At 40.5% G+C, this 26,374-nt stretch carries 28 protein-coding genes and 1 pseudogene; 23 read left to right on the forward strand and 6 right to left on the reverse strand.

The features are described from left to right. The first annotated feature begins 29 nt into the window (after nucleotides 1–29). The 3 genes from J3U91_RS01420 to J3U91_RS01430 all read left to right on the forward strand — a co-directional run bounded on the left by J3U91_RS01420 (nucleotide 30) and on the right by J3U91_RS01430 (nucleotide 1,762). Nucleotides 30–698, forward strand: coding sequence for a 2,3-bisphosphoglycerate-dependent phosphoglycerate mutase (locus tag J3U91_RS01420; protein WP_002818134.1), 669 nt, complete (start codon nucleotides 30–32; stop codon nucleotides 696–698). Nucleotides 699–872: 174 nt separating this feature from the next. Beyond that, nucleotides 873–1,151 carry a hypothetical protein gene (locus J3U91_RS01425; RefSeq protein WP_002817904.1) on the forward strand — a complete coding sequence of 93 codons (279 nt, stop codon included), beginning with the start codon at nucleotides 873–875 and terminating at the stop codon, nucleotides 1,149–1,151. A 5-nt stretch (nucleotides 1,152–1,156) separates the two neighbouring features. Then, on the forward strand, nucleotides 1,157–1,762 hold the full coding sequence (locus J3U91_RS01430; protein WP_002818135.1) for a DNA-3-methyladenine glycosylase I: 606 nt from the start codon (nucleotides 1,157–1,159) through the stop codon (nucleotides 1,760–1,762). A gap of 3 nt (nucleotides 1,763–1,765) precedes the next feature. On the opposite strand, the gene J3U91_RS01435 is transcribed toward J3U91_RS01430, so the two are convergent. Then, nucleotides 1,766–2,809 carry an AI-2E family transporter gene (locus tag J3U91_RS01435; protein WP_002818136.1) on the reverse strand — a complete coding sequence of 348 codons (1,044 nt, stop codon included), beginning with the start codon at nucleotides 2,807–2,809 and terminating at the stop codon, nucleotides 1,766–1,768. Between the two features lie 90 nt (nucleotides 2,810–2,899). Further along, nucleotides 2,900–3,193 carry a GNAT family N-acetyltransferase gene (locus J3U91_RS01440; RefSeq protein WP_002818137.1) on the reverse strand — a complete coding sequence of 98 codons (294 nt, stop codon included), beginning with the start codon at nucleotides 3,191–3,193 and terminating at the stop codon, nucleotides 2,900–2,902. A gap of 103 nt (nucleotides 3,194–3,296) precedes the next feature. Here J3U91_RS01440 and J3U91_RS01445 point away from each other — a divergent pair, with 103 nt between their 5' ends. The 9 genes from J3U91_RS01445 to J3U91_RS01485 all read left to right on the forward strand — a co-directional run bounded on the left by J3U91_RS01445 (nucleotide 3,297) and on the right by J3U91_RS01485 (nucleotide 10,392). Continuing rightward, a complete protein-coding gene (locus J3U91_RS01445) occupies nucleotides 3,297–3,488 on the forward strand; it encodes a hypothetical protein (RefSeq protein WP_002818138.1) in 192 nt (63 codons plus the stop codon). A gap of 73 nt (nucleotides 3,489–3,561) precedes the next feature. Further along, entirely contained in the window at nucleotides 3,562–4,017 is a 456-nt protein-coding gene (locus J3U91_RS01450; protein ID WP_002818139.1) for a dCTP deaminase/dUTPase family protein, read from the forward strand. Next, entirely contained in the window at nucleotides 4,017–4,487 is a 471-nt protein-coding gene (locus tag J3U91_RS01455) for an NUDIX hydrolase (RefSeq protein WP_002818140.1), read from the forward strand. Before J3U91_RS01450 ends, J3U91_RS01455 begins: the two co-directional genes overlap by 1 nt. A gap of 35 nt (nucleotides 4,488–4,522) precedes the next feature. Further along, a complete protein-coding gene (radA, locus tag J3U91_RS01460; RefSeq protein WP_002817898.1) occupies nucleotides 4,523–5,935 on the forward strand; it encodes a DNA repair protein RadA in 1,413 nt (470 codons plus the stop codon). An 18-nt stretch (nucleotides 5,936–5,953) separates the two neighbouring features. Next, nucleotides 5,954–6,625: a beta-phosphoglucomutase gene (pgmB, locus tag J3U91_RS01465; RefSeq protein ID WP_002818141.1), complete on the forward strand. Its 672-nt coding sequence runs from the start codon at nucleotides 5,954–5,956 to the stop codon at nucleotides 6,623–6,625. A gap of 95 nt (nucleotides 6,626–6,720) precedes the next feature. Continuing rightward, nucleotides 6,721–7,335, forward strand: a complete 615-nt coding sequence (gene rdgB / locus J3U91_RS01470; RefSeq protein ID WP_002818142.1) for an RdgB/HAM1 family non-canonical purine NTP pyrophosphatase — start codon at nucleotides 6,721–6,723, stop codon at nucleotides 7,333–7,335. Nucleotides 7,336–7,357: 22 nt separating this feature from the next. Continuing rightward, the gene (gltX, locus tag J3U91_RS01475) at nucleotides 7,358–8,854 is read left to right on the forward strand and encodes a glutamate--tRNA ligase (RefSeq protein ID WP_002818144.1); all 1,497 of its coding nucleotides are present in this window, start codon (nucleotides 7,358–7,360) and stop codon (nucleotides 8,852–8,854) included. A gap of 121 nt (nucleotides 8,855–8,975) precedes the next feature. Then, the gene (locus J3U91_RS01480; protein WP_002817894.1) at nucleotides 8,976–9,794 is read left to right on the forward strand and encodes a phosphoribosyltransferase; all 819 of its coding nucleotides are present in this window, start codon (nucleotides 8,976–8,978) and stop codon (nucleotides 9,792–9,794) included. A gap of 40 nt (nucleotides 9,795–9,834) precedes the next feature. Continuing rightward, nucleotides 9,835–10,392, forward strand: a complete 558-nt coding sequence (locus J3U91_RS01485; protein ID WP_002818145.1) for a hypothetical protein — start codon at nucleotides 9,835–9,837, stop codon at nucleotides 10,390–10,392. Nucleotides 10,393–10,482: 90 nt separating this feature from the next. On the opposite strand, the gene aldA is transcribed toward J3U91_RS01485, so the two are convergent. From aldA to J3U91_RS01500, 3 genes are all read right to left on the reverse strand, one after another. Next, nucleotides 10,483–11,937, reverse strand: coding sequence for an aldehyde dehydrogenase (aldA, locus tag J3U91_RS01490; RefSeq protein WP_002818147.1), 1,455 nt, complete (start codon nucleotides 11,935–11,937; stop codon nucleotides 10,483–10,485). 58 nt (nucleotides 11,938–11,995) lie between these two features. Further along, a complete protein-coding gene (locus J3U91_RS01495; protein ID WP_002818148.1) occupies nucleotides 11,996–13,117 on the reverse strand; it encodes an NAD(P)-dependent alcohol dehydrogenase in 1,122 nt (373 codons plus the stop codon). A gap of 146 nt (nucleotides 13,118–13,263) precedes the next feature. Beyond that, entirely contained in the window at nucleotides 13,264–14,067 is an 804-nt protein-coding gene (locus J3U91_RS01500) for an alpha/beta fold hydrolase (protein WP_002818149.1), read from the reverse strand. Between the two features lie 242 nt (nucleotides 14,068–14,309). Here J3U91_RS01500 and J3U91_RS01505 point away from each other — a divergent pair, with 242 nt between their 5' ends. The 11 genes and pseudogenes from J3U91_RS01505 (at nucleotide 14,310) to J3U91_RS01550 (ending at nucleotide 25,539) form a co-directional block, all read left to right on the forward strand. Then, nucleotides 14,310–15,314: a lipoate--protein ligase gene (locus J3U91_RS01505; RefSeq protein WP_002818150.1), complete on the forward strand. Its 1,005-nt coding sequence runs from the start codon at nucleotides 14,310–14,312 to the stop codon at nucleotides 15,312–15,314. Between the two features lie 10 nt (nucleotides 15,315–15,324). Then, nucleotides 15,325–16,461, forward strand: coding sequence for a thiamine pyrophosphate-dependent dehydrogenase E1 component subunit alpha (locus J3U91_RS01510; RefSeq protein WP_002818153.1), 1,137 nt, complete (start codon nucleotides 15,325–15,327; stop codon nucleotides 16,459–16,461). 2 nt (nucleotides 16,462–16,463) lie between these two features. Next, the gene (locus J3U91_RS01515) at nucleotides 16,464–17,444 is read left to right on the forward strand and encodes an alpha-ketoacid dehydrogenase subunit beta (RefSeq protein WP_002818154.1); all 981 of its coding nucleotides are present in this window, start codon (nucleotides 16,464–16,466) and stop codon (nucleotides 17,442–17,444) included. After that, nucleotides 17,437–18,782: pseudogene (locus J3U91_RS01520) on the forward strand (2-oxo acid dehydrogenase subunit E2). The gene J3U91_RS01515 and the pseudogene J3U91_RS01520 overlap by 8 nt, the downstream one beginning before the upstream one ends. A 2-nt stretch (nucleotides 18,783–18,784) precedes the next feature. Then, nucleotides 18,785–20,206: a dihydrolipoyl dehydrogenase gene (lpdA, locus tag J3U91_RS01525; protein WP_002818157.1), complete on the forward strand. Its 1,422-nt coding sequence runs from the start codon at nucleotides 18,785–18,787 to the stop codon at nucleotides 20,204–20,206. A 63-nt stretch (nucleotides 20,207–20,269) separates the two neighbouring features. Continuing rightward, entirely contained in the window at nucleotides 20,270–20,608 is a 339-nt protein-coding gene (locus J3U91_RS09840; protein ID WP_002818158.1) for a tyrosine-protein phosphatase, read from the forward strand. Between the two features lie 2 nt (nucleotides 20,609–20,610). After that, nucleotides 20,611–21,060, forward strand: a complete 450-nt coding sequence (locus J3U91_RS09845; RefSeq protein WP_002818159.1) for a tyrosine-protein phosphatase — start codon at nucleotides 20,611–20,613, stop codon at nucleotides 21,058–21,060. Between the two features lie 280 nt (nucleotides 21,061–21,340). Beyond that, on the forward strand, nucleotides 21,341–22,555 hold the full coding sequence (locus J3U91_RS01535; protein WP_002818160.1) for an aminotransferase class I/II-fold pyridoxal phosphate-dependent enzyme: 1,215 nt from the start codon (nucleotides 21,341–21,343) through the stop codon (nucleotides 22,553–22,555). 37 nt (nucleotides 22,556–22,592) lie between these two features. Beyond that, nucleotides 22,593–23,627: a PTS sugar transporter subunit IIC gene (locus tag J3U91_RS01540; protein WP_002818161.1), complete on the forward strand. Its 1,035-nt coding sequence runs from the start codon at nucleotides 22,593–22,595 to the stop codon at nucleotides 23,625–23,627. A 41-nt stretch (nucleotides 23,628–23,668) separates the two neighbouring features. Further along, entirely contained in the window at nucleotides 23,669–24,766 is a 1,098-nt protein-coding gene (locus tag J3U91_RS01545; protein WP_002818162.1) for a YibE/F family protein, read from the forward strand. After that, nucleotides 24,763–25,539, forward strand: coding sequence for a YibE/F family protein (locus J3U91_RS01550; RefSeq protein ID WP_002818164.1), 777 nt, complete (start codon nucleotides 24,763–24,765; stop codon nucleotides 25,537–25,539). Before J3U91_RS01545 ends, J3U91_RS01550 begins: the two co-directional genes overlap by 4 nt. A gap of 11 nt (nucleotides 25,540–25,550) precedes the next feature. On the opposite strand, the gene J3U91_RS01555 is transcribed toward J3U91_RS01550, so the two are convergent. Next, nucleotides 25,551–26,366 (reverse strand): Cof-type HAD-IIB family hydrolase, encoded by an 816-nt coding sequence (locus J3U91_RS01555; RefSeq protein WP_002818165.1) that lies wholly within the window; start codon nucleotides 26,364–26,366, stop codon nucleotides 25,551–25,553. Between the last annotated feature and the right edge of the window lie 8 nt (nucleotides 26,367–26,374).

The following is a 26,374-nucleotide window of genomic DNA, read 5'->3' on the forward strand; positions in this document are numbered from 1 at the left end:
AGATTATTGAATATCGTTAAGATTTATGTATGAGTAAACTTGTATTAATCCGTCATGGGGAATCGACTGCTAATCACGATAATATTTTTACCGGCTGGACCGATGTTCCGTTAACTGAAAAAGGGATCTCTCAAGCACATGTTGCTGGAAAACAGTTGTCACACTCTGGAATTGATTTTGATATCGTTTATACTTCAATGCTCCAAAGAGCGATTGTAACCAGCTATATTATTTTGAATGAAATCAATCAGGCCTGGCTCCCGATAGTCAAGTCCTGGCGTCTAAACGAACGGCATTATGGAGCTTTACGCGGCCTTAATAAAGCCGAAACCGCACAAAAGTATGGAGATACTCAGGTCAGAGAGTGGCGCCGCAGTTATACGACCGTTCCACCACTTTTGGGTCACGAAGAATCTTCCGAGCGTTATTTAAAACTGGGAATTAAAGAACCTCTTGGCGAGTCGGCCGAAATGTCTTGGAAACGTGTTCAACCTTTTTGGGAAGATCAAATTGCCAAACAGCTTCGAAGTGAAAAGAATGTTTTGTTGGTTGCCCACGGTTCTTCTATTAGAGTTTTATTAAAGTTTTTGGATCGCATATCTGACGATAATTTTATGAAAGTTGAAGTTGGCAACGGGGAACCGATTATTTATAATTTTGATCAGCAGCTAAAAGTTATTTCCAAAAGTAATCTTTAGTATGGCTGCATAAAAAAATAAAGAATTAATAATTGGACACGAATAAAGTACTGGTTTAGGTATACAAAAATAAGAATGATTGATTTTGCTTCGGCTTTTGATTGATCAAAAGCCTATGTTTTAGCGCATTTTCATGCAATACTAGGCAGTATAGAATTAACTGAGGAGGAAATTATGGACGATCAAACATTGATGAAGAAGGCACTGTTATCGACAGCCAGGCATTTTGATTACAAAAATCTCAATTTGCCGGTCTGGATTTCAGCGATTAATGGTGAATTTATCTCAGCCGCCGAATCTTACGATGCTGATGTTACTGATATTCAGCTTTATTTTAGCGGTACAAAAAATGGCGACGTTTATCATGCCTCTGGAACCTTTGAGTTTGCTGGCGGAACACAAACTGATGAAAGCGATATTCAGTTGGACGCAGATACGGATTATGAGGTTTGATTTATATGCGCAATCAACAGCCTGCTCTTTTATTAAACGATCAAAAAAAGCGTTGCGCCTGGGCCTCTGAAATTAATAAACCATCGCCGGAAATGATTTTATATCATGATCTGGAATGGGGGCGCCCAAGCCATGACGACCGCTATTTATTTGAGTTACTTTGTTTAGAGACCTATCAGGCCGGTTTGAGTTGGGCAATTGTTTTAAAAAAGCGCGATGCTTTTCGTCGGGCTTTTTTTAATTTCGAAATCAAAAGAGTCGCAGAAGTTACCTCGATTGAAAATCTTTTATTGAACAAAGATATTATTAGAAATCGGATGAAACTGTCGGCTACGGTCAATAACGCAAAAATTTTCTTGAAGATTGAAAAGGAATATGGTTCCTTTGCTGATTATCTTTGGCATTTTACTAACGGAAAAACTATTGATAATCACGTTCTTAATCACGCAGATATTCCCTCTGAGAACCAATTATCAATTAATATTTCCAAACAAATGAAAAAGACCGGTTTTAAGTTTACCGGCCCCGTGACAATTTATTCCTATTTACAGGCTGTTGGCATCATTAATGATCATCAGATAGATTGTCAATTTAACCCCGACAATATTTAGTGATCATTTTTTTTTGACTGTTTTTGGCATTTTTTTCTTTTTTTCTGAACTATGGACGCCTAAAATATCCAAGAAGAAAGAAACAATCGGTAAACCGACAATTAATCCCCAACCCCCGAGCAGTTCGCTCATGATGATTAAAGTAATAAAAGCGACAAATACCGGCAGATCTGTCCGACCGGCCATTAGACGAGGATGGAGAAAATACGATTCAAATAAATGAATTACGACTACTAGGACAGTTACTTCCGCTACTCGAATCAAACCGCCACTGGCGAAAGCAATCAAACCGAGCGGTATGATTGAAATCAAAACCCCGGCAACCGGAACCAGACCAAAAATAAAAATAATAATCGTTAATAGAAGTAAGCTTGGCATCTTTAAAAGTGACAGTCCGATTGCCATTAAGAGTGTATTAATCGAACAAATCAGCAATTGCGTTTCAATTATTTTGCCGAGAATCAGTACAAATTTGCGAGCCAGGTAATAAATGTTTTTAAAGAATTCGCGATAAGGAGACTTAAGGAACTCGTGGCCGAATTTCAAGAGTCTATTGTGGCTGATACTATAAACGAAACTTAAGAAAATTGCCAATACAACGTGCGTGAACCCGGTACCGACATGACCGACTTCTCGCAAACCGGTAATTAGAACATTTTTGCTATTGGAAACAATTTCACTGCTGTGGATAGCCTGATTAATCAATTTATCAATATTTTTGTTTAAATAGGGATGATCGACAATTGCTTTGGATATCATATTCGGAATCACTTTTAACTGTTCCACTAAAAGCGGTGCAGCATAAGTGATTGCACTGATAAAAAGGCCCAATCCAAAAACGTACATAAGAATCACCGCCAGCAGATAAGGAACCTTGAATTGCTTCTTGAAAAATAAGCTGGCTTTAATTGCTAAATAAGAAAAAATCGTCGTTAACAGAATCACGCCAATAAAGTTTCTTAGAGTGTATATAACGATAATTAAAAAAATTAATGTCAAATAAAGTTGGGCATCTTTACGTTTTAAAAAATTTCCGATGTAATTCATTGAATAACCTAGCTTTCATGATACATAATATCGGTTTATTTTGTATATTTTATTTTATCAACGTTCAGCAATCATGTTTAACAAAAATAATTAGTTTTCTTTGTATTCGTATTTTTGGTAGTTTTTGTTTTGCAAAAATGCCTTTTTAGAGAAGGAACAAACCGCTTTTATTAGCTGACCGTTTTTTACTGCATCGTCAACTGCTTTTTTCAGCAATTTTCCAGCGATGCCGCGATTTCTAAAAAGCGGGTCAACTCTGACTTGGTTGATGCTGATTACTTTTCCCTGCTTGATTTTCGAGTATAAAAGTTCGCTAATTACCTTACCTGCGTTGTTTTCGGCATAGTAACAATCTTCTTTAAACTTAATCTGATATTCATTCATACTTTAATTTTACAAACTCCCATAGCTTTTTATAATGGAAGTGTAAGAGGATTGACTAATTTTATAAAAATCCTTAACCAAAAATAATCTAATAAGGAGAAGCATGGACCGAGAAAAATTTAGAAAGCAGGATCATTACACAGCCGAAGAATGGCGCAATATTCATTCCGGGACTGCGCAACAAATGGACTACCTTAATCAACATATCGAAAGTATGGAACATGCTTATGAAAGGCATATGGCTTCTGGTGAACATATGCTTGATGAATACACGACCACTGATGATAAAAAATAGTAAAGTCGAATGTTTTTTCGGCTTTTCTTTTATCTTTTTTTATTAGAAATCTCATATTCGTATAATGGTATGTATGACTAAAGATCGAGGTTTTGAAATTGTAACAAGGTTCAAAGATGCCGGCATAAAATTTCCTAGCCGGGGAACTGCGCATGCGGCCGGCTATGATATAAGAGCAGCTGAGGATACAGAAATACCTGGTGACGGTACGATTAAATTGGTTCCGACCGGGATTAAAGCTTATATGCCGCATGATAATGTCTTATTTTTGGTTAATCGTTCTTCGGGGCCTTACAAACGTGGATTGGTCCTGCCTAATTCGGTCGGTGTAATCGATGCCGACTATTACAATAATGAGAAAAACGAAGGCGAGATTTTTGTTCAATTACAGTCGATATCCGGTAAAACTGTCGATGTTAAAAAAGGAGACCGGATCGTTCAAGCGATTTTTGTTCCCTTTCTGCTTGCCGATAATGACCGTGCTGGAGGTCTTCGACATGGCGGCTTTGGTTCGACGGGAGATAATTAATGTCTGATGAAGCAAATGATATCGTTTTTCGAAACGAAACACACGATTTCAAGGTTCGGGTTACTGGAGTTTTGTTTAATGAAAAAAATCAACTAGCTCTTAATCCGGATAAGATAAGTTCTCAGCATTCTTATGTTACGCTGCCGGGCGGTAAATTAAAGTTTGGTGAAAGCAGTGATCAGGCGATTATTCGTGAATTTACCGAGGAAATGGGCATAAAAATTAAAACAGTTCGTTTATTGGCTGTGACGGAAAATTTGTATAGTTATCAAAATAAACATAACAGTGAAATCAATTTCACTTGGTTGGTTAAAAGAGTCGGCCAAGAGAATTTTTTTGCAAAAGACAACAATGAACAAACTGTTATTTGGCGTGATCCTCATCAATTGGAAGATTTTTTGCCAAAAAAACTAAGGTTGGTAATAATTGATTTGCCAAAAACACCGGTTCATATTGTCAATCATGGCTAAAATAGTGGTCTAAACAGTTTAATATATAGGAAAAAATGGCAAAAGCAAAAACACAATTTGTTTGTTCCAACTGTGGCTATACCAGTGCTCGCTATCTTGGGCGCTGTCCGAATTGCGGCCAATGGAATACATTAATAGAGGAAAAAATTGTTCCCGAAGCAGTTGTAAACCGAAAAGCTCGAATCAGTTTCGACGGGCGGGTTGCCAAACCGAAAAAGATTTCTGAAATCTCCGGTAATGAATTACCTAGAACAAGGACTGGATTAAGGGAATTAAATCGCGTCCTTGGCGGTGGGATCGTCCCGGGAAGCTTAATTTTGATTGGCGGCGATCCAGGAATCGGGAAATCGACTTTAATGCTTCAGGTTTCTGGTCAGTTGGCCGAAAATGGCGGAAGTGTTCTTTATGTTTCCGGAGAAGAGTCGGATAATCAGATTAAATTGCGTGCTGATCGACTTGGAGTTGGTTCGGATTCTTTTATTGTTTATCCGGAAACGGATATGGAACAAATTAAATCAATTGTCCAACAGATCGAACCGGATTATTTGGTAATTGATTCGGTTCAGACGATGCAGGAACCTGATCTGCAGTCGCCAATTGGCTCGGTTGCCCAAATACGAGAAGTGACGGCCGACTTAATGCAGATCGCCAAAACGAATGCAATTACGGTTTTCATTGTCGGGCATGTTACTAAAGATGGATCGATCGCCGGTCCGAAAATTCTCGAGCACATGGTTGATACGGTTCTGTATTTTGAAGGGGATGCCAATTACAAGTACCGGATCCTCCGAACTGTTAAAAATCGTTTTGGATCGACCAATGAACTTGGTATCTTTGAAATGCGTGATCATGGTTTACGAGAAGTAGCCAATCCTTCGGAGATCTTTCTCGAAGAGCGTTTGGCCGGCGCAACCGGATCGGCAATTACAGCCAGTATGGAGGGCAGTCGTCCGATTTTAGTCGAAGTGCAGGCTTTGGTCGCACCAACGGTTTTCGGTAACGCTCAGCGTGTGACAACCGGCGTTGATCGAAATCGCGTTGCTCAGATTTTAGCCGTTTTGGAAAAACATGCCAATCTGCTTTTACAAAATCAGGATGCCCATGTTCGAATTACCGGAGGCGTTAAAATCGACGAGCCGGCAGCTGATTTGGCAATTGCTTTAGCCGTTGCCAGTTCTTACCATGAAAAAGCAACTAATGCTTCCGATGTTTTTCTTGGTGAAGTAGGTTTGGGAGGAGAAGTCCGTTCAATTTCTCTGATTGAGGATCGTTTGAAAGAGATTGCCAAGCTTGGATTTAAACGGGCAATTGTTTCAAAAAATAATTTGGCAGGAATCGATTTGCCAAAAGGTCTGCAGGTGATTGGTGTTTCTACTTTGGAAGAAGCATTGAAATTAGGCCTTGATTTGAATAGGGCTTCCAAACAGAAAGGTTTTGCTGATTTATAATTAAAAAGGGAAATTATAATGGCAAAATTTTCGGATATTAAAGGTTTTACTTTTGATTTGGATGGTGTCATTACCGATACGGCCAAATTTCATGAGCAGGCTTGGAAACAAACAGCTGAAGAGGTTAAAACACCCTGGAGTGACCAGCTCGCAGCCGATCTAAAGGGCATTTCGCGGATGGATTCTTTGGAAATGATTCTAAAAGCCGGCAATCATGAAAAAAGTTACAGTCATGAAGAAAAAGTAGCTTTAGCCGATCAGAAAAACAAAAAATATCAGCAATTGATAAAACGGTTAACGCCTGCTGATATTTTGCCCGGCATGGAGAAATTGCTTAATGATTTGAAAAGCGCCGGTTATCAAATGAGTCTTGCCAGTGCCTCAAAGAACGCTCCTGGAATACTTAAACAATTAGGAATCAGCGATTATTTCAAAGGAATTGTTGATCCGGCGACTTTGCATGCCGGAAAACCGGATCCGGAGATTTTTGTTCGGGCCGGTGAGATTCTCGGTTTTAGAGCTGAAGAGATGATCGGTTTGGAAGACGCTCCAGCCGGAATTAAATCGATTAAAGGAGCCGGCCAAACTGCTCTTGGGATTGGGCCGGCAACGAAGACTGCTGTTCCGGATCTTTATTTTGATAATACAGCCGAAGTGAGTTTGGCTGCGATTAAAGAGCGGATGGCTTAGAAAACGCTTAAGATCGTTTTTTGTTTTAGCTTTTTAAGATAATTGTTTCGCTGATATTAAAAGTTCAATTAACTTTAAATTAAAAAAATAAAGGCTTGTTTTTTGATTATTTTTCTTATTATGTTAATATGCAAAGAATTATATTCGCCACAAAAAACAGAGGGAAAAGTCAAGAAGCGGCTTCAATTCTGAACGGCCGTTTTGACTTAATTGATTTAAATCATCTATCAAATATTCCGGAAATTGTTGAAAATGGTTCAAGTTTTCTGGAAAACGCTGAAATTAAGGCGAAAACAACTGCACAATTGTATCCGAACGATTTGGTAATGGCTGAAGATACCGGACTTTGTATTGATGCTTTGAACGGACGCCCTGGCATTTATTCAGCTCGATATGCCGGTGATCATAACGATCAGGCGAACGTTGAAAAGGTACTAAAAGAATTGAAGGGCCTTCCAACGGAAAAACGATCAGCCCACTTTACAACCATTATTGTTTTGCTTGGTTTAAAAAAAGAGATTATTGCCAAAGGTATTAGTGAAGGGACTATTTTGGATCATCAAGAAGGATTGGATGGTTTTGGTTACGATCCGATTTTTTATTCACACGATCTTGGAAAAAGTTTTGGTCAGGCAAGTGAAAAAGAAAAGGATTCAATTTCCCATCGGGCCAAGGCTTTAAAAGATTTAATCTCGCAAATTAAGGCTTAAACACTTACACTATACTAATGTTATGACTGAAAAAATTCGTGTTAGATACGCCCCTAGTCCGACGGGGCATTTACATATTGGTAATGCTCGGACAGCAATCTTCAACTGGCTTTTTGCCCGTCATTATAATGGCCAGTTTATAATTCGAATCGAAGACACCGACTTGGCTCGGAATGTTAAAGACGGCGAAAAAAGTCAGCTTGATAATTTGCAGTGGCTCGGCATCGACTGGGATGAAGGACCGGATAAGGCCAATTCAAAATATGCTCCCTATCGACAAACCGAGCGGGCCGCTCAGGGGGTTTATCAAAAATATATCGACGAACTTCTAGCTTCGGGAAAAGCCTATAAATCATATAAAACCGAAGCAACTCTGAAAGAAGAACGGGAGGCTCAGGCTCAGGCTCATCAGGCTCCTCATTACGTTTATGAATATGCCGGAATGACGAAGGAACAAATTAAGGATGCTCAAGCAAAAGACGAAGCGGTTGGTCTAAAATCAGTGGTGCGTTTTCGCGTACCAGAAAATCATGATTATCAGTGGCAAGATCTGGTTAAAGGTGAAGTTAAGATTAATTCGAAAGAAATTGGCGGCGATTGGGTAATTCAAAAGGCCGATGGAATGCCAACTTATAATTTTGCCGTCGTAATTGATGATCATTTAATGGAAATAACTCACGTTTTGCGTGGGGACGATCATGTCAGCAATACGCCCAAACAGTTAATGGTTTACGAGGCCTTCGGATGGAAAGCACCTGCCTTTGGGCATATGGCATTGATCATTAAAGCCGAAACGGGTAAGAAACTTTCCAAGCGCGACGAAGATACTTTACAGTTTATTGAACAATATCGGGAGTTGGGCTATCTGCCGGAAGCAATGTTTAATTTTATCGGCTTGCTTGGTTGGTCTCCGGTTGGAGAAAATGAGATTTTTACTCGCGAACAATTCAAAGAGATGTTTGACGAGAATCGGTTTACGAAGGCCAATGCCAAATTTGATGCTAAAAAATTGGCTTGGGTCAATAACCAGTGGATGCGTTCGGAAAAAGAAAAGGTTATGCCTCAATTGATTCATGAATTGGTTAAAGCTGGTTTAATTAATGACCAACAGGCTAAAAACGATGCTGATCATTTAGCTAAAATTATCGAAATTGCCGGAGTTGACGGGATCAAGGCAACCAGTGAAATAGCTCCCTTAGCTGAATATCCTTTTTTTAAATTACACGATATTTCCAAGGAAGATCGTCAATCTTGGTTGGAAACCGATGACGGCCAAAAGCTTGCCGCGGCTTTCACTGAAAAAATTAAAGCTTTGGCTGAAGATGAGTTTAAGGCTGATCATATTTTGCAGATTATCCGTGACTTGCAACACGATTTGCAAATCAAAGGGCGTCCTCTATGGAATCCAATCCGTTTAATTACAACTCACGAGGTTCAAGGACCGAATTTACCGGAAATTTTGGCAGTCATGGGCAAAGATTGGACAATTAAAAATATCCAGTTGACAGTCGCTGTTTGATAATTGGATGAGAGTTTTTCATCTCTTGAAAAAATTTCGATCGCTTTTGACAGATTGTTTTAATTAATGAATTCCTTTGTTGAGTGCTTTATAACCTATAATATTTTGGAAGGAGGAATTTATGCCAAAATATTTTTACCGCACTATTAATGATTTAAACGATTTAATTAAAGAAAATTTGGCCCGTTTACAATCGTATAATTTCGATTTGATTGTTGGCCTGCCAAGGCGGGGCATGATTCCCGCCACTTTGATCGGTTTGTTTTTAAATAAACCGGTCGTCAGCTTTAATGAATTAAATGCTAATTTGGCAAGCGAAAAAATTGGTTACCGCCTACAGGAAGAATCGGCTAAGTTTCCGAAATCTTATAGCAACATTTTATTGGTTGATGATTCAACCGATGAAGGGACTGTTTTTGAACAGGCCTTTTCCAAACTGGACGAAGCTACGGCAAAAAAAGTCACTACTCTTTCTGTCTATGCAACTGAAAAAGGCGGCGATCGAGTTGATTTGCATTTGGAAACCCTTGAAGAACCCAAACTTTATGAATGGAATATTTTGCATAAGAAAGCAGCTTTGGCTGATGCAGCGATGAGATTTGAGGGAATTATTGCGACTAATGCTATCACAGGTGCTTGGATTCCGGTCACTTTACCAAGCTATCCGGTCAAGATAATTTATTCCGGTCTGCGTGAAAGGCATCGGGAACAATTAGAGTCTTTCCTGCGGCAACATGGCGTTCAATTTGAGCAATTAAAGATGGAAGTTGTTTCTTCAAGGCAGTTGAAACAAATTGTGGCAGAGGAAAAGGTTGCTCTTGTTTATGAGAACGATATGTTTATTACGCGTGATTTAGTTGATACGATTGCTGTATACAACGTTTCCGGCAATTTCCTCGTGAATGCAAATACTAACGAAGAATTGGACTATGACGATTAGTTCTTATAAATATTTTCGTTTTTAGCGGGAGGCAAAGTCTATGAGCAAAACCGAGTGGATAGAAGATTTCAAAAGAATTAATGGACGCGATCCAAAACCACGAGAGTTTCGTAAGGCTTTGAATAAGGGCGAATTTACATTGGAAGAGAGCCTGGAAACCGATCCAATACAAGCAACTCCGCCTGTAGACAATCTCTCTCGAAAAGAGCTGCGGCAATTAAAAAAAGAAAGAAAGTTTTCCAGTCCGAAGAATGGGATTAGCTCGCTTGTTTTGGCTTTTTTCAGCCTTTTATTTACTTTATCGCCAATTCTTTTCATTTTGAATCCGGATATTCTTCTAAACTTTCAAAGTAAAGCAAATATTGAAAATCTCGCTTCACTTTTGATTGTCATGTTCTTCTTTGGCGTTCTGTTGCTTTTTGTGGCGATCGTTTTCGCGTTAACTAGTTTGTTTAAGGCACCGAGAAGTTTGGCAATTATTGCTTTTTTCTTTTCAATGATTAATTTGTTTTATGTTTATACGATAATTAATTTTGCTCAATCAGCAAGCGGCTATTTCAGCAATGCAGTCGATATTTTAGAAGACATTTTTAAATAATTAAAAAAACAAATAAAAACCTTCGTAATTAAAACAATTATATTGTTAGATCACGGAGGTTTTTAAATTATCAATTAATTTACTATGCTATTAGTCGGCTTTTTCCGGATGGCGTTGTAAGTAAACTACATGAGTATTGACATATTCTTCTAGACCGTGTTTACCGTCGGCACCACCGAGTCCGGATTCTTTCCAGCCGGCGTGGAAGCCCTGCATCGCTTCAAAATTGAAGCGGTTGATGTAAGTTTCACCATCCTCCAATTCGTTAGCAGCGGTTGCAGCAGCATCCATATTTTCGGTAAAGATCGAACTGGTCAAACCTAGTTTACTGTCGTTTGCCATATCGATGGCTTGATCCAATTTTTTAAAGGTTAGAATCGGCAGTACCGGGCCAAATATTTCTTCTTGGACAAGTTCGTCGGACTGCTTGACGTTTGTAACGACTGTAGCTGGATAGAAGTAGCCTTTCCCTTCAGGACGCTTGCCGCCACATTCGACTTTTGCGCCGGCTTTAACGGCCCTTTGAACCATTGCATCGACTTTTTCGACGGCAGCTTTGTTGATCAATGGTCCCATGCCGATATTTTCATGCTCAATCGGATCACCGATTGTTGTCGCGGCCATTTTGGCAACTAATTTCTTCGTGAATTCCTCGGCGATATCTTCTTGCACATAAACACGTTCACAGTTGTTACAAAGTTCTCCGTTATTATCAATTCTCGAATTAATAATCGAGTCGACGGCCAAATCGATATCGGCATCTTTGCAAACAATCGCTGGAGCTTTTCCACCTAACTCCAAACTAACCTTAGCCACGTGATTAGAAGCATCGGCCATAACCCTTTTTCCGGAATCAACCGACCCGGTTAAGGAAATAATACCAATTTTTTCGTTTTTGGACAATTCGCTGCCGACAACCGAGCCTGGGCCGGTAACGAAATTCAAAACACCTTTTGGCAATCCGACCTGGTTGGCTAACTTAGCAAATTCCAAGGCGATGTTTGGGGTATCGGAACTTGGTTTAATTACAATCGTATTTCCGGTTACAAGCGCTGGGGCAAATTTTCTGGCAATTAGAAAGAAGGGGAAGTTCCACGGCAGAATTCCAGCTGCAACTCCGATGGGCTGTTTTAATAGGGCAATGTTTTCGTTGGCGTTATCGGATTGAATTACTTCTCCTTCGTAAGTTCTTCCCTGAGCAGCCATGTAATCGATATAATCGGCTGAGAAAGTAACTTCTGTCATCGCCAACGAGAGAATTTTCCCTTCTTCTTCACTCAAAGTGCGGGCCAAGTAGTCAGCGTTTTTGCGAATTAGAGCAGCAATTCTAACTAGGTAAGAACCTCGTGTTGCAGCGGGGACTCGTTTCCAGTCTTTTTGTGCTGCATAGGCATCGTCAATCGCCTCTTTAACTTGTTTTAATGAAGCTGAAGGCACCTGCGAAATTGCTTCTTCGTTTGATGGGTTATAAACGGTTATTTTTTCTCCATTATCAGAATCAACCCATTCACCATTTATATACATTTGATATTGTTTTAGAGCCATAATAATTGCTTCCTTTTATTTAACAAAAGATTTCAATTTTATTTATCTGTAAGTTGGATCAGTCGCCGGGCTGATAATCTTTATCGATGACCAAGACCGGCTTGATTGTTTTACCGTTAACAGAATCAGCATCTGCTTCGTTTATCTGTTCGAATGGGTAGAACTTCTCTGTTTTATCAAACGGGAATTTACCCATTTTGTAGTATTCGATTAATCTTGGAATGTCGACTTGAGGAATTGAATCACCCATGTTGACGCCAATAACTTTCTTGTCCATGACACAAAGATCATTCCATGAACTGATATTGATTAATTTTGGTGTTACGGCAATCAAGGCGCTCGTTCCACCGGCACCCAAGGCTTTAATCGAGTCGGTCATAACAGACTGGACGCCGGTTGTGTCAACCGCGTAATCGACACCGCGGCCATTGGTTATTTTTTTAATGGCATCGACCACGTTCTCGTTTTTGCTGTTGACAACATCGGTTGCCCCGACTTCTTTGGCCAAATCCAAGCGGGACGGAACAATATCGACTGCAATTACTTTCGTACAGCCAACAATGATTCCGGCCATCATTGCAGCCAATCCGACCGCTCCGGTTCCAAAAACAGCCATTGTTGAACCAGGTTCCGGTTTTAAAGTATTCAAAACAGTTCCCGAACCGGTTACGTAACCACAGCCGAGCGGTCCAAGTTTACGCAGGTCGAGACTCTTATCGACTTTGATTGCATTTCTTTCGTGAACAGTTGTATGAGTCGTGAATGATGATTGATCAAACATATCACTTACGTGGTGGCCGTTCTCTTTAAAATGATCACTTCCATCGGGTTTGGTTCCACTCAAATTATATTTGGCATAGTCCAGGCACTGAGTCGGTATGCCCTTTAAACAATTGACGCAGGTGCCGTCTGAATAAAATGACATAACGACGTGATCACCTGGTTTAAATTGTGAAACCCGAGGACCGACTTTTTCGACAATTCCGGCACCTTCATGCCCAAGAATTGTCGGAAAAGTCCATCCGGCATCTCCTTTTCTTAATGCTTCATCGGAATGACAAATTCCACTTGCAACAACCTTTACCTGGAGTTCGTCATCGTCCATATCAGCCAATTCGACATCGTCTTTGATTTCAAATTTATCACCAACTTTGGGAATAACAGCAGCTTTAATTTTCATAATTTAACATCTCCATTTGTGTTGTTTGCTTAACACGCCTCAAAGATAGTTCAATGTGAATAAATTTACAAGGTCTTTTTAGGCAAAAAATGCAAGTTGAAAACTGTTTTTGAAAATTAAAAAGCAGGAGTAAGAACTCCTGCAAATCAGTAACTGTTTTTTTGAATAAATTTAATTACGAGTCGATTGAATTCATCGGCTGACTCCAGATGTGGAATATGACCGCAGCCTTTGAAAGTATAGGCCCTTGCAAAAGGGCTCAAACTTGCAGCAGCCTTTGAATGCTCCGACGACCATAAAGGGGAAGCCGAGCCGGCCAAAAATAAATGGGGAACAGTTTCATTTTTGATTTCTTCGCGCCAATCCTGGACCAGAGAGTCAAGCAACAAAGGTTGATTGAAATGAAAATCGAAAGGTTGATAGCTCCTATAGGCCTCTCCCAAGATTCTTTTTATTTCGCTACTGATTGGTAATCTGGTCAATTTGGTCGTTTCGATTAAAGCTGCATTTTTATAAAAATTTTCCCAACTGCTGTTAAACAAGCCGAAAACCCAGTCGTTTTCACTAATTGCTTTGGGAGATTGATCTTCGGTAACAACTGCTTTAACGTTTTGGCAACCGAAGAAAGATAGGTAGGCAAAAATTGTCGATGCCCCCATTGAATGGCCGATCAGAACGGGTTTTTTCAGCTTGAGATGATTGATTAATTCTGCTAGATCAAAACCGTGACGAGCTATCTGCATTCCATAGGGAACACTTTGGCTTTTTCCGTGGTTTCTTCGATCGTAAGTAATTACTTTAAAACCGGCTTTCACAAAATCATTGATTTGTGCCGCCCAAGTTGCTTCATTTCCCGAGTAGCCCTCGATAAATATCAAAGCCTGCCCATCTTCTTTTCCTTGAATATGGTATTTGATCCTAACTTTATCATTTGTTTGAAAATTAGCCATACAGCCAGTATAAAATAACTATCATTTTCAAGGAGATTGTGAATTAATTTATAATCAGATATTTTTATAGAAAAATTAAATTTGTAATAATATCAAAACTTTTACTAAAAAGAAAAGCCCTTTAAACAGCCTTTTTGAACCAATGTTCAATTTGCAGACTTTTTTTCAGTGTTAAAACAGAGTCGTTAATTAAAAGCGCTTACAGAAATTGTGGGCAACATTTCACAAATTAGAGGTTAGAAATGCAATTTATCAAATACTTTGGGAACGACGCCTACACGAATATCGCGATGGATACTTGGCTTTTATATAATTTAAAGCCCCAAGAAGCGGTCTTTTCTTTATGGCAGAACAAAAATGCTGTCATTGTAGGACGAAATCAAAATACCTTTGCCGAGGTAAATCAAGATTATATTGACGAGCATGATATCCAGGTGGTTCGTCGGGTTTCCGGTGGCGGAGCTGTTTACCATGACTTGGGAAATATTTGTTTTACCTTTTTTGTTCCGGTAGCGAGCAGTGCGGAAGTCGATTTTCATAAGTTCGTCAAACGAATGTACGACGCATTGCGTGAAGTCGGTATCGATGCACAGATTACCGGCCGAAACGATTTGACTGTCGACGGTAAAAAAGTCAGCGGTAACGCCCAACGTTATGCCGGCGGTTATTTAATGCATCATGGAACTTTGCTTTGGAATTCAAATGTCGAAACAATGGTTAGTTCATTAAATGTTGCCGACGAAAAATTTATTTCCAAGGCAGCGACTTCGGTTCGTTCACGAGTCGGTAATATCAAGGATTATGCTCCGGCCGGATTAAGTCTAGAGAAATTCTGGGAAGCCCTGCAGTACTATTTATCCGACGAAGGCAAGGATCGAGAATACGTTCTCAGCAGCGCGCAAAAACAGTCAATTATTGATTTACGAAATAAGCAGTTTGCTAGCTGGGATTGGAATTATGGCCGAAGCCCGGAGTTTGATTTCAATAATCATCGAAAATTTGATGCCGGCGCGATCGATGTACACGCAAATGTTGATAAAGGTTTGATCAAAGACATTGTTTTTACCGGCGATTTCCTGGGTGTGCGCGATTGGCGGGAGATCAAAGATCGATTTATTAATCAGCCGTTCAATGCAAATGTAATTTACGATATCTTACAAAAAAATGTCGATGGCCAATATTTTGGCGCAATTGATAATCGTGAATTGGCAGATATGTTCAATGCTAAAACTGAACAAAAATTATAGGAGGAACAAGATGTCAAATATCTCAAAAACAAATGATCAGATTTTGGATTTTGATTACCAGCTAAAAGCTCAAGATGATGCTTTTCCAACGTTAAAGGTTTTGGACAACGATGGTAAAATCGTTGACGAAAAAGCTTTGGAACGTGCTGATTTAAGCGATGATGATCTGATTAACATTTTTCATAATATGCTGCTTAACCGGCAACTGGATATTCGTTCAACTAAATTAGCAAGGCAGGGCAGGTTTGGTTTCTTTGCTCCGACCGCTGGACAGGAAGCGTCGCAAATGGCTTCGGCCTATGCTTTTCACGATGAAGACTGGCTCTTTCCGGGATACCGTGATATTCCCGAAATAGTTGCTAAAGGATGGCCGATCTGGAAGGCGATTCTATGGAGCCGCGGTCACGTCGTTGGGAATGAATATACGACCGATGATGGTAAAGAAGTTAATTCTTGGTTTCCACAAATTATTATTGGCGCGCAGTATGTGGAGGCAGCCGGTGTCGCTTTGGGATTAAAGAAGCGAAACAAAAAAGCTGTTTCTTATGCTTATACCGGCGATGGTGGCACTTCGCAAGGCGACTTTTACGAAGGAATGAATTTTGCGGCGGCTTATCATGCAAATGAAGTCTTCTTTGTTCAAAATAACGGTTTTGCTATTTCGACTCCACGCAAACTTCAAACTGCTGCTCCACATTTGGCGGCCAAAGGCTGGGCAGTCGGCGTTCCAAGTCTGGTAGTCGACGGACAGGACGCAATTGCTGTTTATCTTGCAGCCAAAGAAGCACGGGCTTGGGCAGTTTCTGGCAAAGGGCCGGTTTTGATTGAGACTCTGACAGACCGTTTCGAAGCTCATTCTACTGCCGGAGACGACCCCCTTCGTTACCGTACCAAAGAGGATATTGCTGATTGGTGGAAAAAGGATCCTTTGATTCGCATGCGCAAATATATTACGGACAAAGGACTTTGGGATGAAGACAAAGAGAATGATTATATTGCCCAGATTGATGCCCGAATCGATGAAGATATTAAAAAAGCCGATAACATCGACAAGCAAAAAATCAGTGACTACTTGAAGAATACTTTGGAAGTTCCTGGTTATGCAATGAAAGAGCAAATTGAAAAATTCGAAAGTGAGGGCAAGTAAAAATGGCTGTTAAAAGTTACATTGATGCCGTTAAAGAAGCTCAGGATCTCGCCTTGGAACATGATAAAAATGTTTTGATTCTTGGCGAAGATGTCGGCAAAAACGGTGGTGTTTTCCGAGCTACCGACGGCTTGCAAGACAAGTACGGCGAGGACCGTGTTTTTAACACTCCATTGGCTGAATCCGGGATCGGTGGTCTGGCGATTGGTTTGACCACTCAGGGCTATCGTCCAATCATGGAAATTCAATTTTATGGCTTTATATACGAAGTACTTGATTCTTTGGCCGGCCAAATGGCCCGCAATCGTTTCCGCTTTAACGGAACCCGCCAAATGCCGATTGTTGTTCGTGCACCTTATGGTGGCGGAACAAAGACACCGGAAATGCATTCCGATAATTTAGAGGGCCTGGTTGCCCAGACTCCAGGATTGAGAGTTGTAATGCCTTCTAATCCATCAGATGCCAAAGGTTTGCTTTTAAGTGCGATCGAATCAAATGATCCAGTTATTTTCCTTGAAAACCTGCACCTGTATCGTTCGATCAAAGGCGAAGTTGCCGAAGGATATTACACGACCCCATTGGATAAAGCAGCTGTCGTTCGGAAAGGAAAGGATATTTCCATTATTACTTATGGTGGAATGACACCGGTTGCTTTGAATGCCGCCGAAGAGTTGTCCAAACAAGGGATTGATGCCGAGATTATTGATTTGCGAACTGTTTCACCCCTTGATATTGAGACGATCGGCGAATCGGTCAAGAAAACCGGACGCGTGGTTGTTGCCCAAGAAGCACAACGAATGGCCGGAATTGGAGCCAGTGTGATGGCGGAAATTTCCGAAAGATTCATTTTAAGTTTGAAAGCACCGGTTGGTCGGGTTGCCGCTCCTGATTCCATTTATCCTTTTGCCCAGGCAGAAAACGATTGGATGGTTAATGCTGACGATATCATCGACAAAGTTAAGGAGATTGTAAATTATGACTGAAATCTTTAAAATGCCTGATATTGGCGAAGGAATGGCTGAGGGAGAAATTTCCGATTGGCTGGTTAAAGTCGGCGATCAGGTCAAAACCGACGATTCGGTTGCTGAAGTTCAAAACGACAAGCTTCTGCAGGAGATCCTTTCACCTTATTCTGGAAAAGTCACGAAGTTATTTGTTGAACCGGGAACAACAGTGAAAGTTGGCGAACCTCTGATTGAGTTTGATGGCGACGGTAGTGGTTCGGCCGCTGACGATGGCCAAAGGGGAAAAACAGAGGCCAAGGAAATAGAAGAACCCGCGGAAAGCGAAAAAAAGACAGCGGTTTCCAGCCAAGCATCTCCAGCAGCTCCAACTTCTGATTCTTCAAATAGCAGCGGAGCGGCAACAGCTTCCAACGGCAATATTTTGGCAATGCCGTCGGTTCGCCACTATGCTCACGAACATGGAATCGATTTATCCAGGTTACGGCCAGTGGGCATCACGGCCATATTACGATGTCCGATGTTGAGAACTTTTCTACTTCTTCTGCTGCCCCTGAGAAGGAACCAGAAAATCAGCCAAGCGAGGCAGAAACAACGACAAAACAAACGGCTTCGGAATCTGCCCCGACTAAAAAAGCCGCAGCTCCCGACCCACTTAAAGAAGGCCGGGTTTCGATGACACCGGTTCGTAAGGCGATTGCCAAAGCCATGTCGCTGCAAAATTCTACTATTCCTACAGTTACTAATTTTGATCAGACTGAAGTTTCAAAACTGGTTGCCCATCGCAAGCAATTCAAGCCGATAGCCGCTGATCAAAATATTCATTTGACTTATTTGGCATATGCGGCCAAAGCTTTGGCAGCTACGGCTAAGAAGTTTCCGGAAATCAATGCATCGCTTGATATGGACAAACAAGAAATTGTATACCATGATGATATTAATTTGGGAATTGCCGTGAATGCACCAAGCGGATTGTATGTACCGGTGATTGCCCATGCTGATCAAAAATCGATTATGGCAATTGCTCAAGAAATTGAGGATTTGGCAGCTGCTGTTCGTGATGGTTCTATTAAGCCCGATCAAATGCGTGGCGGAACAATCACGATTTCCAACATCGGTTCTGCACGTGGAACTTGGTTTACACCGATTATCAATGCTAAAGAAGTTGCGATTCTTGGTTTAGGATCGATTGTTAAAGAACCGATTATTTCAGACGACGGTACAATCGTTGCCGGTCAAATGATGAAACTCAGTTTGAGTTATGACCATCGTTTGATCGACGGCATGCTTGGTCAAACTTCAATGAACTATTTGAAGAGCCTGTTAGCTGATCCGGCTTACATGCTGATGGAGGTGTAATTATGGCAACTGGTGGTGTTGTTGGAGCTCAAGCGACTGATATTGATACTGTAGTAATCGGATCAGGCCCCGGTGGCTATGTCGCCGCTATCAGAGCGGCAGAGCTGGGTCAAAAGGTTACGATTATCGAAAGTACTTTTATCGGCGGTGTCTGTTTGAATGTTGGATGTATTCCCTCTAAAGCTTTGATTAATGTCGGCCATCATTATCATGATGCCGTCTCTGAACAACCTTTTGGTTTAAAAAGCAGCGGAACCGAACTTGATTGGAAAACTACTCAGGAATGGAAACAGAAGAAAGTTGTCAACCAATTAACCGGCGGTGTTGAAATGCTCTTAAAGAAGCATCGTGTCGATATTATTCATGGAGTTGCTTCTTTTGTCGATAATAAACAAATTAATGTCGTAAAGGGCGATGATCATGAGCTTTTTCAGTTTAATAATTGTATTCTAGCAACTGGATCGCGACCGATTGAAATTCCCGGTTTTGCTTTTGGCAAACGAATTGTTGATTCGACTGCTGCTTTGTCTCTACCGGAAATTCCTAAACACCTGATCGTGATCGGCGGCGGTGTGATCGGCTTTGAGCTTGGCAGTGTTTACCAAAATCTTGGCAGTAAGGTCACTGTTATCGAAGGACTCGATCATGTTCTGTCGGGTTTTGATAAAGAAATGATTCAACCGGTCTTGGATGATTTCAAGGCCCAGGGAGGCGAAATTTTCACCAGTGCCAAGGCAAAGTCCGCGTCTCAAACTGAAAAAGACGTTACGGTTACATTCGAAGCTGATGGCAAAGAGCAAACGGTAGACGGCGATTATCTTTTGGTTTCCGTAGGCCGTAGGCCGAATACCGATAATATCGGTTTGAACAATACAAATGTTAAATTGACCGATCGTGGATTGGTTGAAATTGACGACACAATGAAAACGAACGTTTCCCATATTTACGCAATTGGCGATATTACTGTTGGGCCGGCTTTGGCTCACAAAGCCAGTTTTCAAGGTAAAATTGCTGCAGCAGCGATTTCCGGCGATCAAAATGCCCATGGCCTTCATTACTCGTTGCCGGCCGTTGCTTATACAAATTACGAATTGGCAACAACTGGCGAAACTCCGGAGAGCGTTAAAGAAAAGAAACTCGATGCAAAAGCTTATAAGTTTCCTTTTGCAGCCAATGGCCGAGCTTTATCAATCAACGAGGGGAAAGGCTTCATTCGCTTGATTTCCGACAATCAGACCAAAGCTCTGATCGGATCGCAGATCGTCGGTCCTGGGGCCTCTGATTTGATTTCCGAATTATCTTTGGCAATCGAAAATGGTTTAACAACCGAAGATATTAGTTTGACGATTCATCCTCATCCGACACTCGGCGAAGCGATCATGGATGCATCGGAATTAGCTGATGGTTTGCCGATCCATATTTAAAATGATTTGATAACCAGGTTTTTAACCTGGTTTTTCTTTAGTGAAATTAGTTAAGATTAATTTATGGATAAAAGACGCGTTTTACCAGTTATCGGTGGTTATAATTTCAGAGATATCGGCGGCTATACTTCGGCCGATGGACGAAAAATAAAATGGGGAAAACTTTTTCGAACGGCCAACATGGCTTATCTTTCACAAGCAGACCTGCTTTATTTGCAAGAACGAAATGTTGATACAATTGTCGATTTTCGGACACCTATCGAAGTTGAAAAGGAACCTGATCGGGTTCCAAAAAATGTTGTCGATCTGAATATTCCGGCAATGGATCTGGATAGAACCGATTCGACCGCTGATTATGCTCAATTAAGCAGGGAGTATAAAGAAAAAATTCCGGTTATTTGAAAATGATTAATAATTATGAGCATTTAGTCGCGGATGAATTTTCCAATGTTGCCTATCGCAAGTTTTTCGATTTATTGTTGAGAAAAAAACAGACACTGGCTTTTCACTGCACGGCTGGCAAGGATCGAACAGGAGTTGCTTCAATGCTTTTCATGGAGGCGCTTGGAATCAGCGAAAACCAAATTAAACATGATTATTTAATTACTGATCGTTTGTCGACTAAAATTGTCGACGGCAAAGTGGACTATATGAAAAAGAAAGGTGCTAGTGCCGAAGAGATTGCCAATATTCGTTCGCTATGGACAGTTAATATCGACTATTTGCAAAGAGCAATCGATACCGTTAAATCCTTATCCGGCGATCCAATTACTTATTTGCATGACTATATACACTTAGAAGATAAAGATATTGACGCTCTTCGTGACAAATACCTTTTTGAAGAGAAAAAATAAGGAAATTATTATTCGAAGATTGTGAAACTAAAAACTTTTTTGAAAAAGATCTGAAAATATATTGACAAACGATTGTTTTTCCGTTAATCTTAGCCTTAATTTCGATGACAGGAATACAGACACAAAGCAATAAAAACTATTACTGGTTTACGCGTATACCCGCGTAACCAGTTTTGGTCGCGGGTTTATCCCGAGACCGCTAGATAGTTTTAAAGGCACTCTTGGGATAAAAGCAAGAGTGCTTTTTTGTTTGGAAAATCTAAGGAGAAGAGGAAAGAAGATGCCAGAAGTTAAAAAGAATTTAGACAAGAAAACCAATTCATTTGTTCAGGGAGCAAAACCGAGTCAAATCCTTTCTTTGAATAAAGAATTCAAAAAAATCGACAATATCGTCCTGCTCACAGTTGGCGAACCGGATTTTAATACGCCCGAACATATTAAAAAAGCGGCCATTGCCGATATTCAAGCAAACGACTCACACTATGGTCCGTCAAGTGGAACACCTGAACTGTTGCAAAGTGTTGCTGATTTTTTAAAGAATCATTATCACTTGAATTATGATCCGGCAACGGAAATTGTGAACACACTTGGAGTTACCGAGGGAATTTGCGATACGATGAAAACAATTCTTAATCCGGGTGACGAATTAATTGTTCCTGAGCCGACTTTTCCGGTCTATGCAGCAGCAGCCTCGGCTTTTGGCGGAAAAATAGTTCCGGTTTCAACCGAAGAGAGTGGTTTTATTTTAACAGCCGAAAAATTAAAACAGGTATTGTTGGCGCATCCCCAAGCTAAAGCAATTGTTTTGACGACTCCAGGCAATCCGACCGGAGTTGCTTATAACGAAAAACAGATTCAGGCACTTGTCAACGTTTTAAAGAATCATGATATTTTTGTTATTTCCGACGAGATATATTCTGAATTGACTTATGATCGTCCTCACAGTTCTTTTGCAGCAGCTTTGCTGGGGCAAACGATTCTCTTTAATGGTGTTTCCAAATCGCATGCAATGACCGGTTATCGTCTTGGAATTATTGCCGGACCGCAAGCGATAATTTCTCAAATTGCTGTTATTCACCAGTTGATAACAACTGCACTCCCTGATGTTGTTATGGCTGCAGCAACAGAAGCTTTTTCTGCCGGTGAAAATGATGCCGCTACCATGCGAGTTGAATATAAGAAACGTCGGGATTATTTAATCGATGCTTTCACAAAACTAGACATTTCTTTTGCCTATCCGGACGGCGCCTTTTATTTCTTTTTTAAGATTCCCGATTATCTTGAACAGGATGGTTTTAAACTGGCAAGACAAATCGCTGAAGAAGCGAAAGTCGGTTTGACACCGGGAGTTGCTTTTGGCCAAGCCGGTTATCTTCGACTTTCCTATGCTGCTTCGCTTGATCAAATTAAAATTGCCGTGAATCGTTTATCAGAATTCTTTTCCAAACAAAAACAGGCACAGGCAAAGATATATGAGAAGTCGACTACAAAATAGTTACATTAAAATTTATGGGGTTCAATGAGGTTTTTAAATGGAAAAAAGGGAAACAAACTTTGTTTTGAAAATATTAAATAGCTTAAGCATCGGTGTAATTATTGCTTTGGTTCCCGGAGCCGTTTTGGGTTCTCTAATGAAGGCTTTTGGAAATAATCCGCTTGCAATGGCCGTTGGCCAGATGACAAGCCCGTCGCAGTGCCTACTTGCTGTGATTGCTGCGATGGCTGCCGGCCGCGCTTTTAAATTTACGATGATTAATAGTGGCTCGATGGCTTTAGCCGCTTTTATGGGTTCCGGAAGCGCGGCGGTCGATTCAAAAGGAGGATTTTTAGTTAACGGGCCAGGCGATATCATCAATATTGGTATCACGCTTGTAATTTCTGTTTTGTTGATCAAAATAATTCAAAATCGGCTTGGGACATTAAAAGTCGTTTTATCGCCAATTCTTGTCCTTGGAATTGCTGGTGGCTTGGGACGCCTGCTTTTCCCTTATGTTCATTCGATTACGACGGCGATTGGCAGTGCGATTAACGATTTAACAGATTTACAGCCTTTAATCATGGGCCCGTTGATGGGGATCATCTTTGCGGTTTTGATTTTATCTCCAATTTCTTCGGTTGGAATTGCCCTTGCAATTGGTTTGAGCGGAATTGGGTCCGGTTCTGCTAATTTAGGAATTACAACTGCCAGCTTCACCCTGGCAGTTATGGGTGCTTCGGTTAATAGTCTCGGTGGAACCTTGAGTCATTTTATCGGGACGCCGAAAATTCAAATGGCCAATATGTTAAAAACTCCCAAGCTGTTTGTCCCAATTGGAATCGTTTCTGCTCTTGCCGGTCTCGAGGGTGCAATTTTGAATGTCGGTGGGACGCCTGCTTCGGCCGGTTTTGGTATTTCCGGTCTGATTGGTCCATTGGCAGCTTTTTCAACCGGCACAAACAATATTTTGTTATTGTTGCTGGAGTTCATTGTTATCCCACTTGCTTTGGCCTATTTAGCTTATTTGCTTTTTGTGAAAAAGCTTCATTTTATTCAACCGCTCGATTTAAAACTCCCCGAGGCTGAATAGAAATTAAAATTTCCTTTTTCATTTGAGTTAAAATTGCACATATGACGTTTTTTCGTTTGTGGAAAAAATTCAAATGGCTGTTCCTTGCTGCAATTATAATTGTTTTAACAGTGGCAGCGCATTTTGATTATTTCATATATAAAACGCCAATTGCCGAGATAACTAATGTAAAACAGGTATCTTCGGAAGCAACGAAAGACTATTATGGGAATGTCGATCACGATATAACGCAAAAACTGACCTTAAAATTTTTAAATACGGAGCGTCGTGGTCAAGAAATAAAAATCAGCAATGAATATTTTAAGTCTCAGGTAATTACGCAAAAATACCGTGTTGGTCAGCAAATTTTGCTGAGTCACAAAAAATGGTGGAGTATTATTGGCCAAAAACGCGATGCAATTTTGGTTTTCACCTTGGCTCTAACGCTTTCGCTCATCATCTTTTTTGCGAATAAATTGAGTTTCCAAATTATTCTTAGCCTGGGACTTAATTTTATTTTCTTCTTATTGGCAATCTTGTTTGATATCAATTTTGTATCAGTCCAGCCGGTAGTGGTTTTTGGTGTATTGACGATTATTTTCGCTTTTATTACTTCCTTTATGGTTCTTGGGAAAACAAAACAGTTCTTGATTGTTCTTTTATCAACGCTTTTGTCAACGGCCGCCGGAGTTGCAATTGGTGCATTGACGATAAATCTAAATGGTTCCAGTGGAGTTCATTTTGAATATATGGACTACATTACTCAATTTCCGATTCCGGTTTTTTATTCCGAACTCCTGATTGGTGTGCTCGGTGCCTCGATGGACGAAGCTTCAGACATCAGTGCGATGCTGCTGGGGATGCAACGCGAACGATCTGAACGAGCTTTTAAAGAATATTTTGTATCCGGTATGAATGTTGGCCGTGATATTGTTGGTTCATTAACCAATGTGCTGTTTATGGTATTTATCGCCAATACTTTGCCGATGGTTTTCCTGTATTTAAGAAACGGAAATACCTGGTCTTATACAATCGATATGGCAATGCTGCTCGGTTTGCTTTCGACGATTATTTCGGCAATTGCAATTGTTTTGACTGTTCCGATCACATCCTGGTTGGCAGCGACAATATTGACGAGAGGAAAGAAGGTTAAGGCATGAGCACTTTTCTTTGGCTGATTTTTATTTTATTTTCTCTACTGATTTTGGTTGCCCGCAAGCAGGGTTTGAAAGCTTTCTTTGGGCTTTTCATCAATTTATGCGCGATTTTTCTGTTGATAGTCCTTATTAATTGGCAATTCAATGTTTACTTGGTCACGATTTTAATCAGTTTCGGAATTTTAGCTGTTTCGATTTATCTTTCAGCTGATAACCAAAAGGTCACGAATTATGCTTTTACTTCGAGCTTAATTGTTTTGGCGATCGTTATCATTTTGATTATCCCGATTAATTGCATTGCTAATGTTCAAGGGTTTGCAACCGAGTCTTCGGAAGAATTGGAAGGACTTTTGCTCTCGGTTGGACTTAATTTCAGCAATATTGCCTTTATTGTTACGGTAATTGCAAGTCTCGGCGCCATAGCCGAAGCTAGCATGGCTATTTCAGCTGATTTAAACGAACTGATCGAAAGTACTCCAGAAATTACAACTGCCAGTCTTTACAAGCAGGGAATAATTATTGGCTCGCAGATTATTGGAACTGCTTTAAATACACTCTTCTTTGGTGTTCTTGGTGACAATTTGACGTTGGCTATGTTTTATATGCGCTTGAATTATACTTTTGCCCAATTAATCAACGACAAACTAGTGGTTGCGGCAATTCTCGACCTTTTGATCGCGATGATTGGAGTTTTATTGACGATCCCGGTCACGATTCTGATTGTTTCTCGAGGACACATTAAAAACGGAAGCTTAAATAAAAAAAACTCGAATTAGTTTTCGGGTTTTTATTTATTTAAAAGAAATTTCTCAACTGCATATGCGACGCCGTCTTCATCGTTGCTCTTGGTGACGAACTGGGCGATTGATTTAAGATCATCGATTCCATTTCCCATTGCCACTCCGACACCGGCTGCTTCGATCATTGACAAATCATTGCCCTGATCGCCGATTGCCATCACTTGGGAAATATCAATTCCTAATTTTTCTGCCAAGGTCCTGACGGCATTTCCTTTTGAAACTTTTTTATCAATGAATTCGATATAAACCGGTGAACTGGGCACGACATTAAAGCGATCGTAAACCCATGCGGGAAGTTCTTTTTTTACTCTGCTGATAATCTCCGGCTCATCGATAAACATGATTTTTGCGATTACGTCGGATTTTTTTAAGTCTTGCATTCTGACGTGACGAATTTTCGCGTTGGTCAATTTTTGTTCGTATTTTGTATATTTCGGGGCTGATAAATATGGTGTATAAATGCAGTCGGCCGTCTCGGCTTGAATTTTTACGCCAATTTTATTGGCGAGACTATAAATATCTTTATAATCTTTGATCGTCAGTGTTGCTTCGGAAATCATTCTTCCTGAAGTTGTTCGAATTGTGGCGCCATTGTAATTGATCGCATATTGATCATCTTTTTTGTCTATGCCTAGTTTGGCGTAGTATGGTTCGGTTCCCGGTAAAGGACGTCCGGAGGTAATCACGATCTTTGTGCCCATGGCAATCGCTTCTTTTAATGTGTCGATTGTGTGTTTGGTTAATTCGTTTCTGCTGTTCAATAAAGTTGCGTCAACATCAATTGCTACTAATTTTATACTCATACAACCAT

Origin of the sequence: Oenococcus oeni, assembly GCF_020510245.1 — a bacterium.
GTDB classification, from domain to species: Bacteria; Bacillota; Bacilli; order Lactobacillales; family Lactobacillaceae; genus Oenococcus; species Oenococcus oeni.

Coding starts and splice junctions, on each gene's coding strand:
- J3U91_RS01420 (WP_002818134.1), top strand. CDS start 30: ATGAGTAAACTTGTATTAATCCGTCATGGGGAATCGACTGCTAATCAC.
- J3U91_RS01425 (WP_002817904.1), top strand. CDS start 873: ATGGACGATCAAACATTGATGAAGAAGGCACTGTTATCGACAGCCAGG.
- J3U91_RS01430 (WP_002818135.1), top strand. CDS start 1,157: ATGCGCAATCAACAGCCTGCTCTTTTATTAAACGATCAAAAAAAGCGT.
- J3U91_RS01435 (WP_002818136.1), bottom strand. CDS start 2,809: ATGAATTACATCGGAAATTTTTTAAAACGTAAAGATGCCCAACTTTAT.
- J3U91_RS01440 (WP_002818137.1), bottom strand. CDS start 3,193: ATGAATGAATATCAGATTAAGTTTAAAGAAGATTGTTACTATGCCGAA.
- J3U91_RS01445 (WP_002818138.1), top strand. CDS start 3,297: ATGGACCGAGAAAAATTTAGAAAGCAGGATCATTACACAGCCGAAGAA.
- J3U91_RS01450 (WP_002818139.1), top strand. CDS start 3,562: ATGACTAAAGATCGAGGTTTTGAAATTGTAACAAGGTTCAAAGATGCC.
- J3U91_RS01455 (WP_002818140.1), top strand. CDS start 4,017: ATGTCTGATGAAGCAAATGATATCGTTTTTCGAAACGAAACACACGAT.
- radA (WP_002817898.1), top strand. CDS start 4,523: ATGGCAAAAGCAAAAACACAATTTGTTTGTTCCAACTGTGGCTATACC.
- pgmB (WP_002818141.1), top strand. CDS start 5,954: ATGGCAAAATTTTCGGATATTAAAGGTTTTACTTTTGATTTGGATGGT.
- gltX (WP_002818144.1), top strand. CDS start 7,358: ATGACTGAAAAAATTCGTGTTAGATACGCCCCTAGTCCGACGGGGCAT.
- J3U91_RS01480 (WP_002817894.1), top strand. CDS start 8,976: ATGCCAAAATATTTTTACCGCACTATTAATGATTTAAACGATTTAATT.
- J3U91_RS01485 (WP_002818145.1), top strand. CDS start 9,835: ATGAGCAAAACCGAGTGGATAGAAGATTTCAAAAGAATTAATGGACGC.
- aldA (WP_002818147.1), bottom strand. CDS start 11,937: ATGGCTCTAAAACAATATCAAATGTATATAAATGGTGAATGGGTTGAT.
- J3U91_RS01495 (WP_002818148.1), bottom strand. CDS start 13,117: ATGAAAATTAAAGCTGCTGTTATTCCCAAAGTTGGTGATAAATTTGAA.
- J3U91_RS01500 (WP_002818149.1), bottom strand. CDS start 14,067: ATGGCTAATTTTCAAACAAATGATAAAGTTAGGATCAAATACCATATT.
- J3U91_RS01505 (WP_002818150.1), top strand. CDS start 14,310: ATGCAATTTATCAAATACTTTGGGAACGACGCCTACACGAATATCGCG.
- J3U91_RS01510 (WP_002818153.1), top strand. CDS start 15,325: ATGTCAAATATCTCAAAAACAAATGATCAGATTTTGGATTTTGATTAC.
- J3U91_RS01515 (WP_002818154.1), top strand. CDS start 16,464: ATGGCTGTTAAAAGTTACATTGATGCCGTTAAAGAAGCTCAGGATCTC.
- lpdA (WP_002818157.1), top strand. CDS start 18,785: ATGGCAACTGGTGGTGTTGTTGGAGCTCAAGCGACTGATATTGATACT.
- J3U91_RS09840 (WP_002818158.1), top strand. CDS start 20,270: ATGGATAAAAGACGCGTTTTACCAGTTATCGGTGGTTATAATTTCAGA.
- J3U91_RS09845 (WP_002818159.1), top strand. CDS start 20,611: ATGATTAATAATTATGAGCATTTAGTCGCGGATGAATTTTCCAATGTT.
- J3U91_RS01535 (WP_002818160.1), top strand. CDS start 21,341: ATGCCAGAAGTTAAAAAGAATTTAGACAAGAAAACCAATTCATTTGTT.
- J3U91_RS01540 (WP_002818161.1), top strand. CDS start 22,593: ATGGAAAAAAGGGAAACAAACTTTGTTTTGAAAATATTAAATAGCTTA.
- J3U91_RS01545 (WP_002818162.1), top strand. CDS start 23,669: ATGACGTTTTTTCGTTTGTGGAAAAAATTCAAATGGCTGTTCCTTGCT.
- J3U91_RS01550 (WP_002818164.1), top strand. CDS start 24,763: ATGAGCACTTTTCTTTGGCTGATTTTTATTTTATTTTCTCTACTGATT.
- J3U91_RS01555 (WP_002818165.1), bottom strand. CDS start 26,366: ATGAGTATAAAATTAGTAGCAATTGATGTTGACGCAACTTTATTGAAC.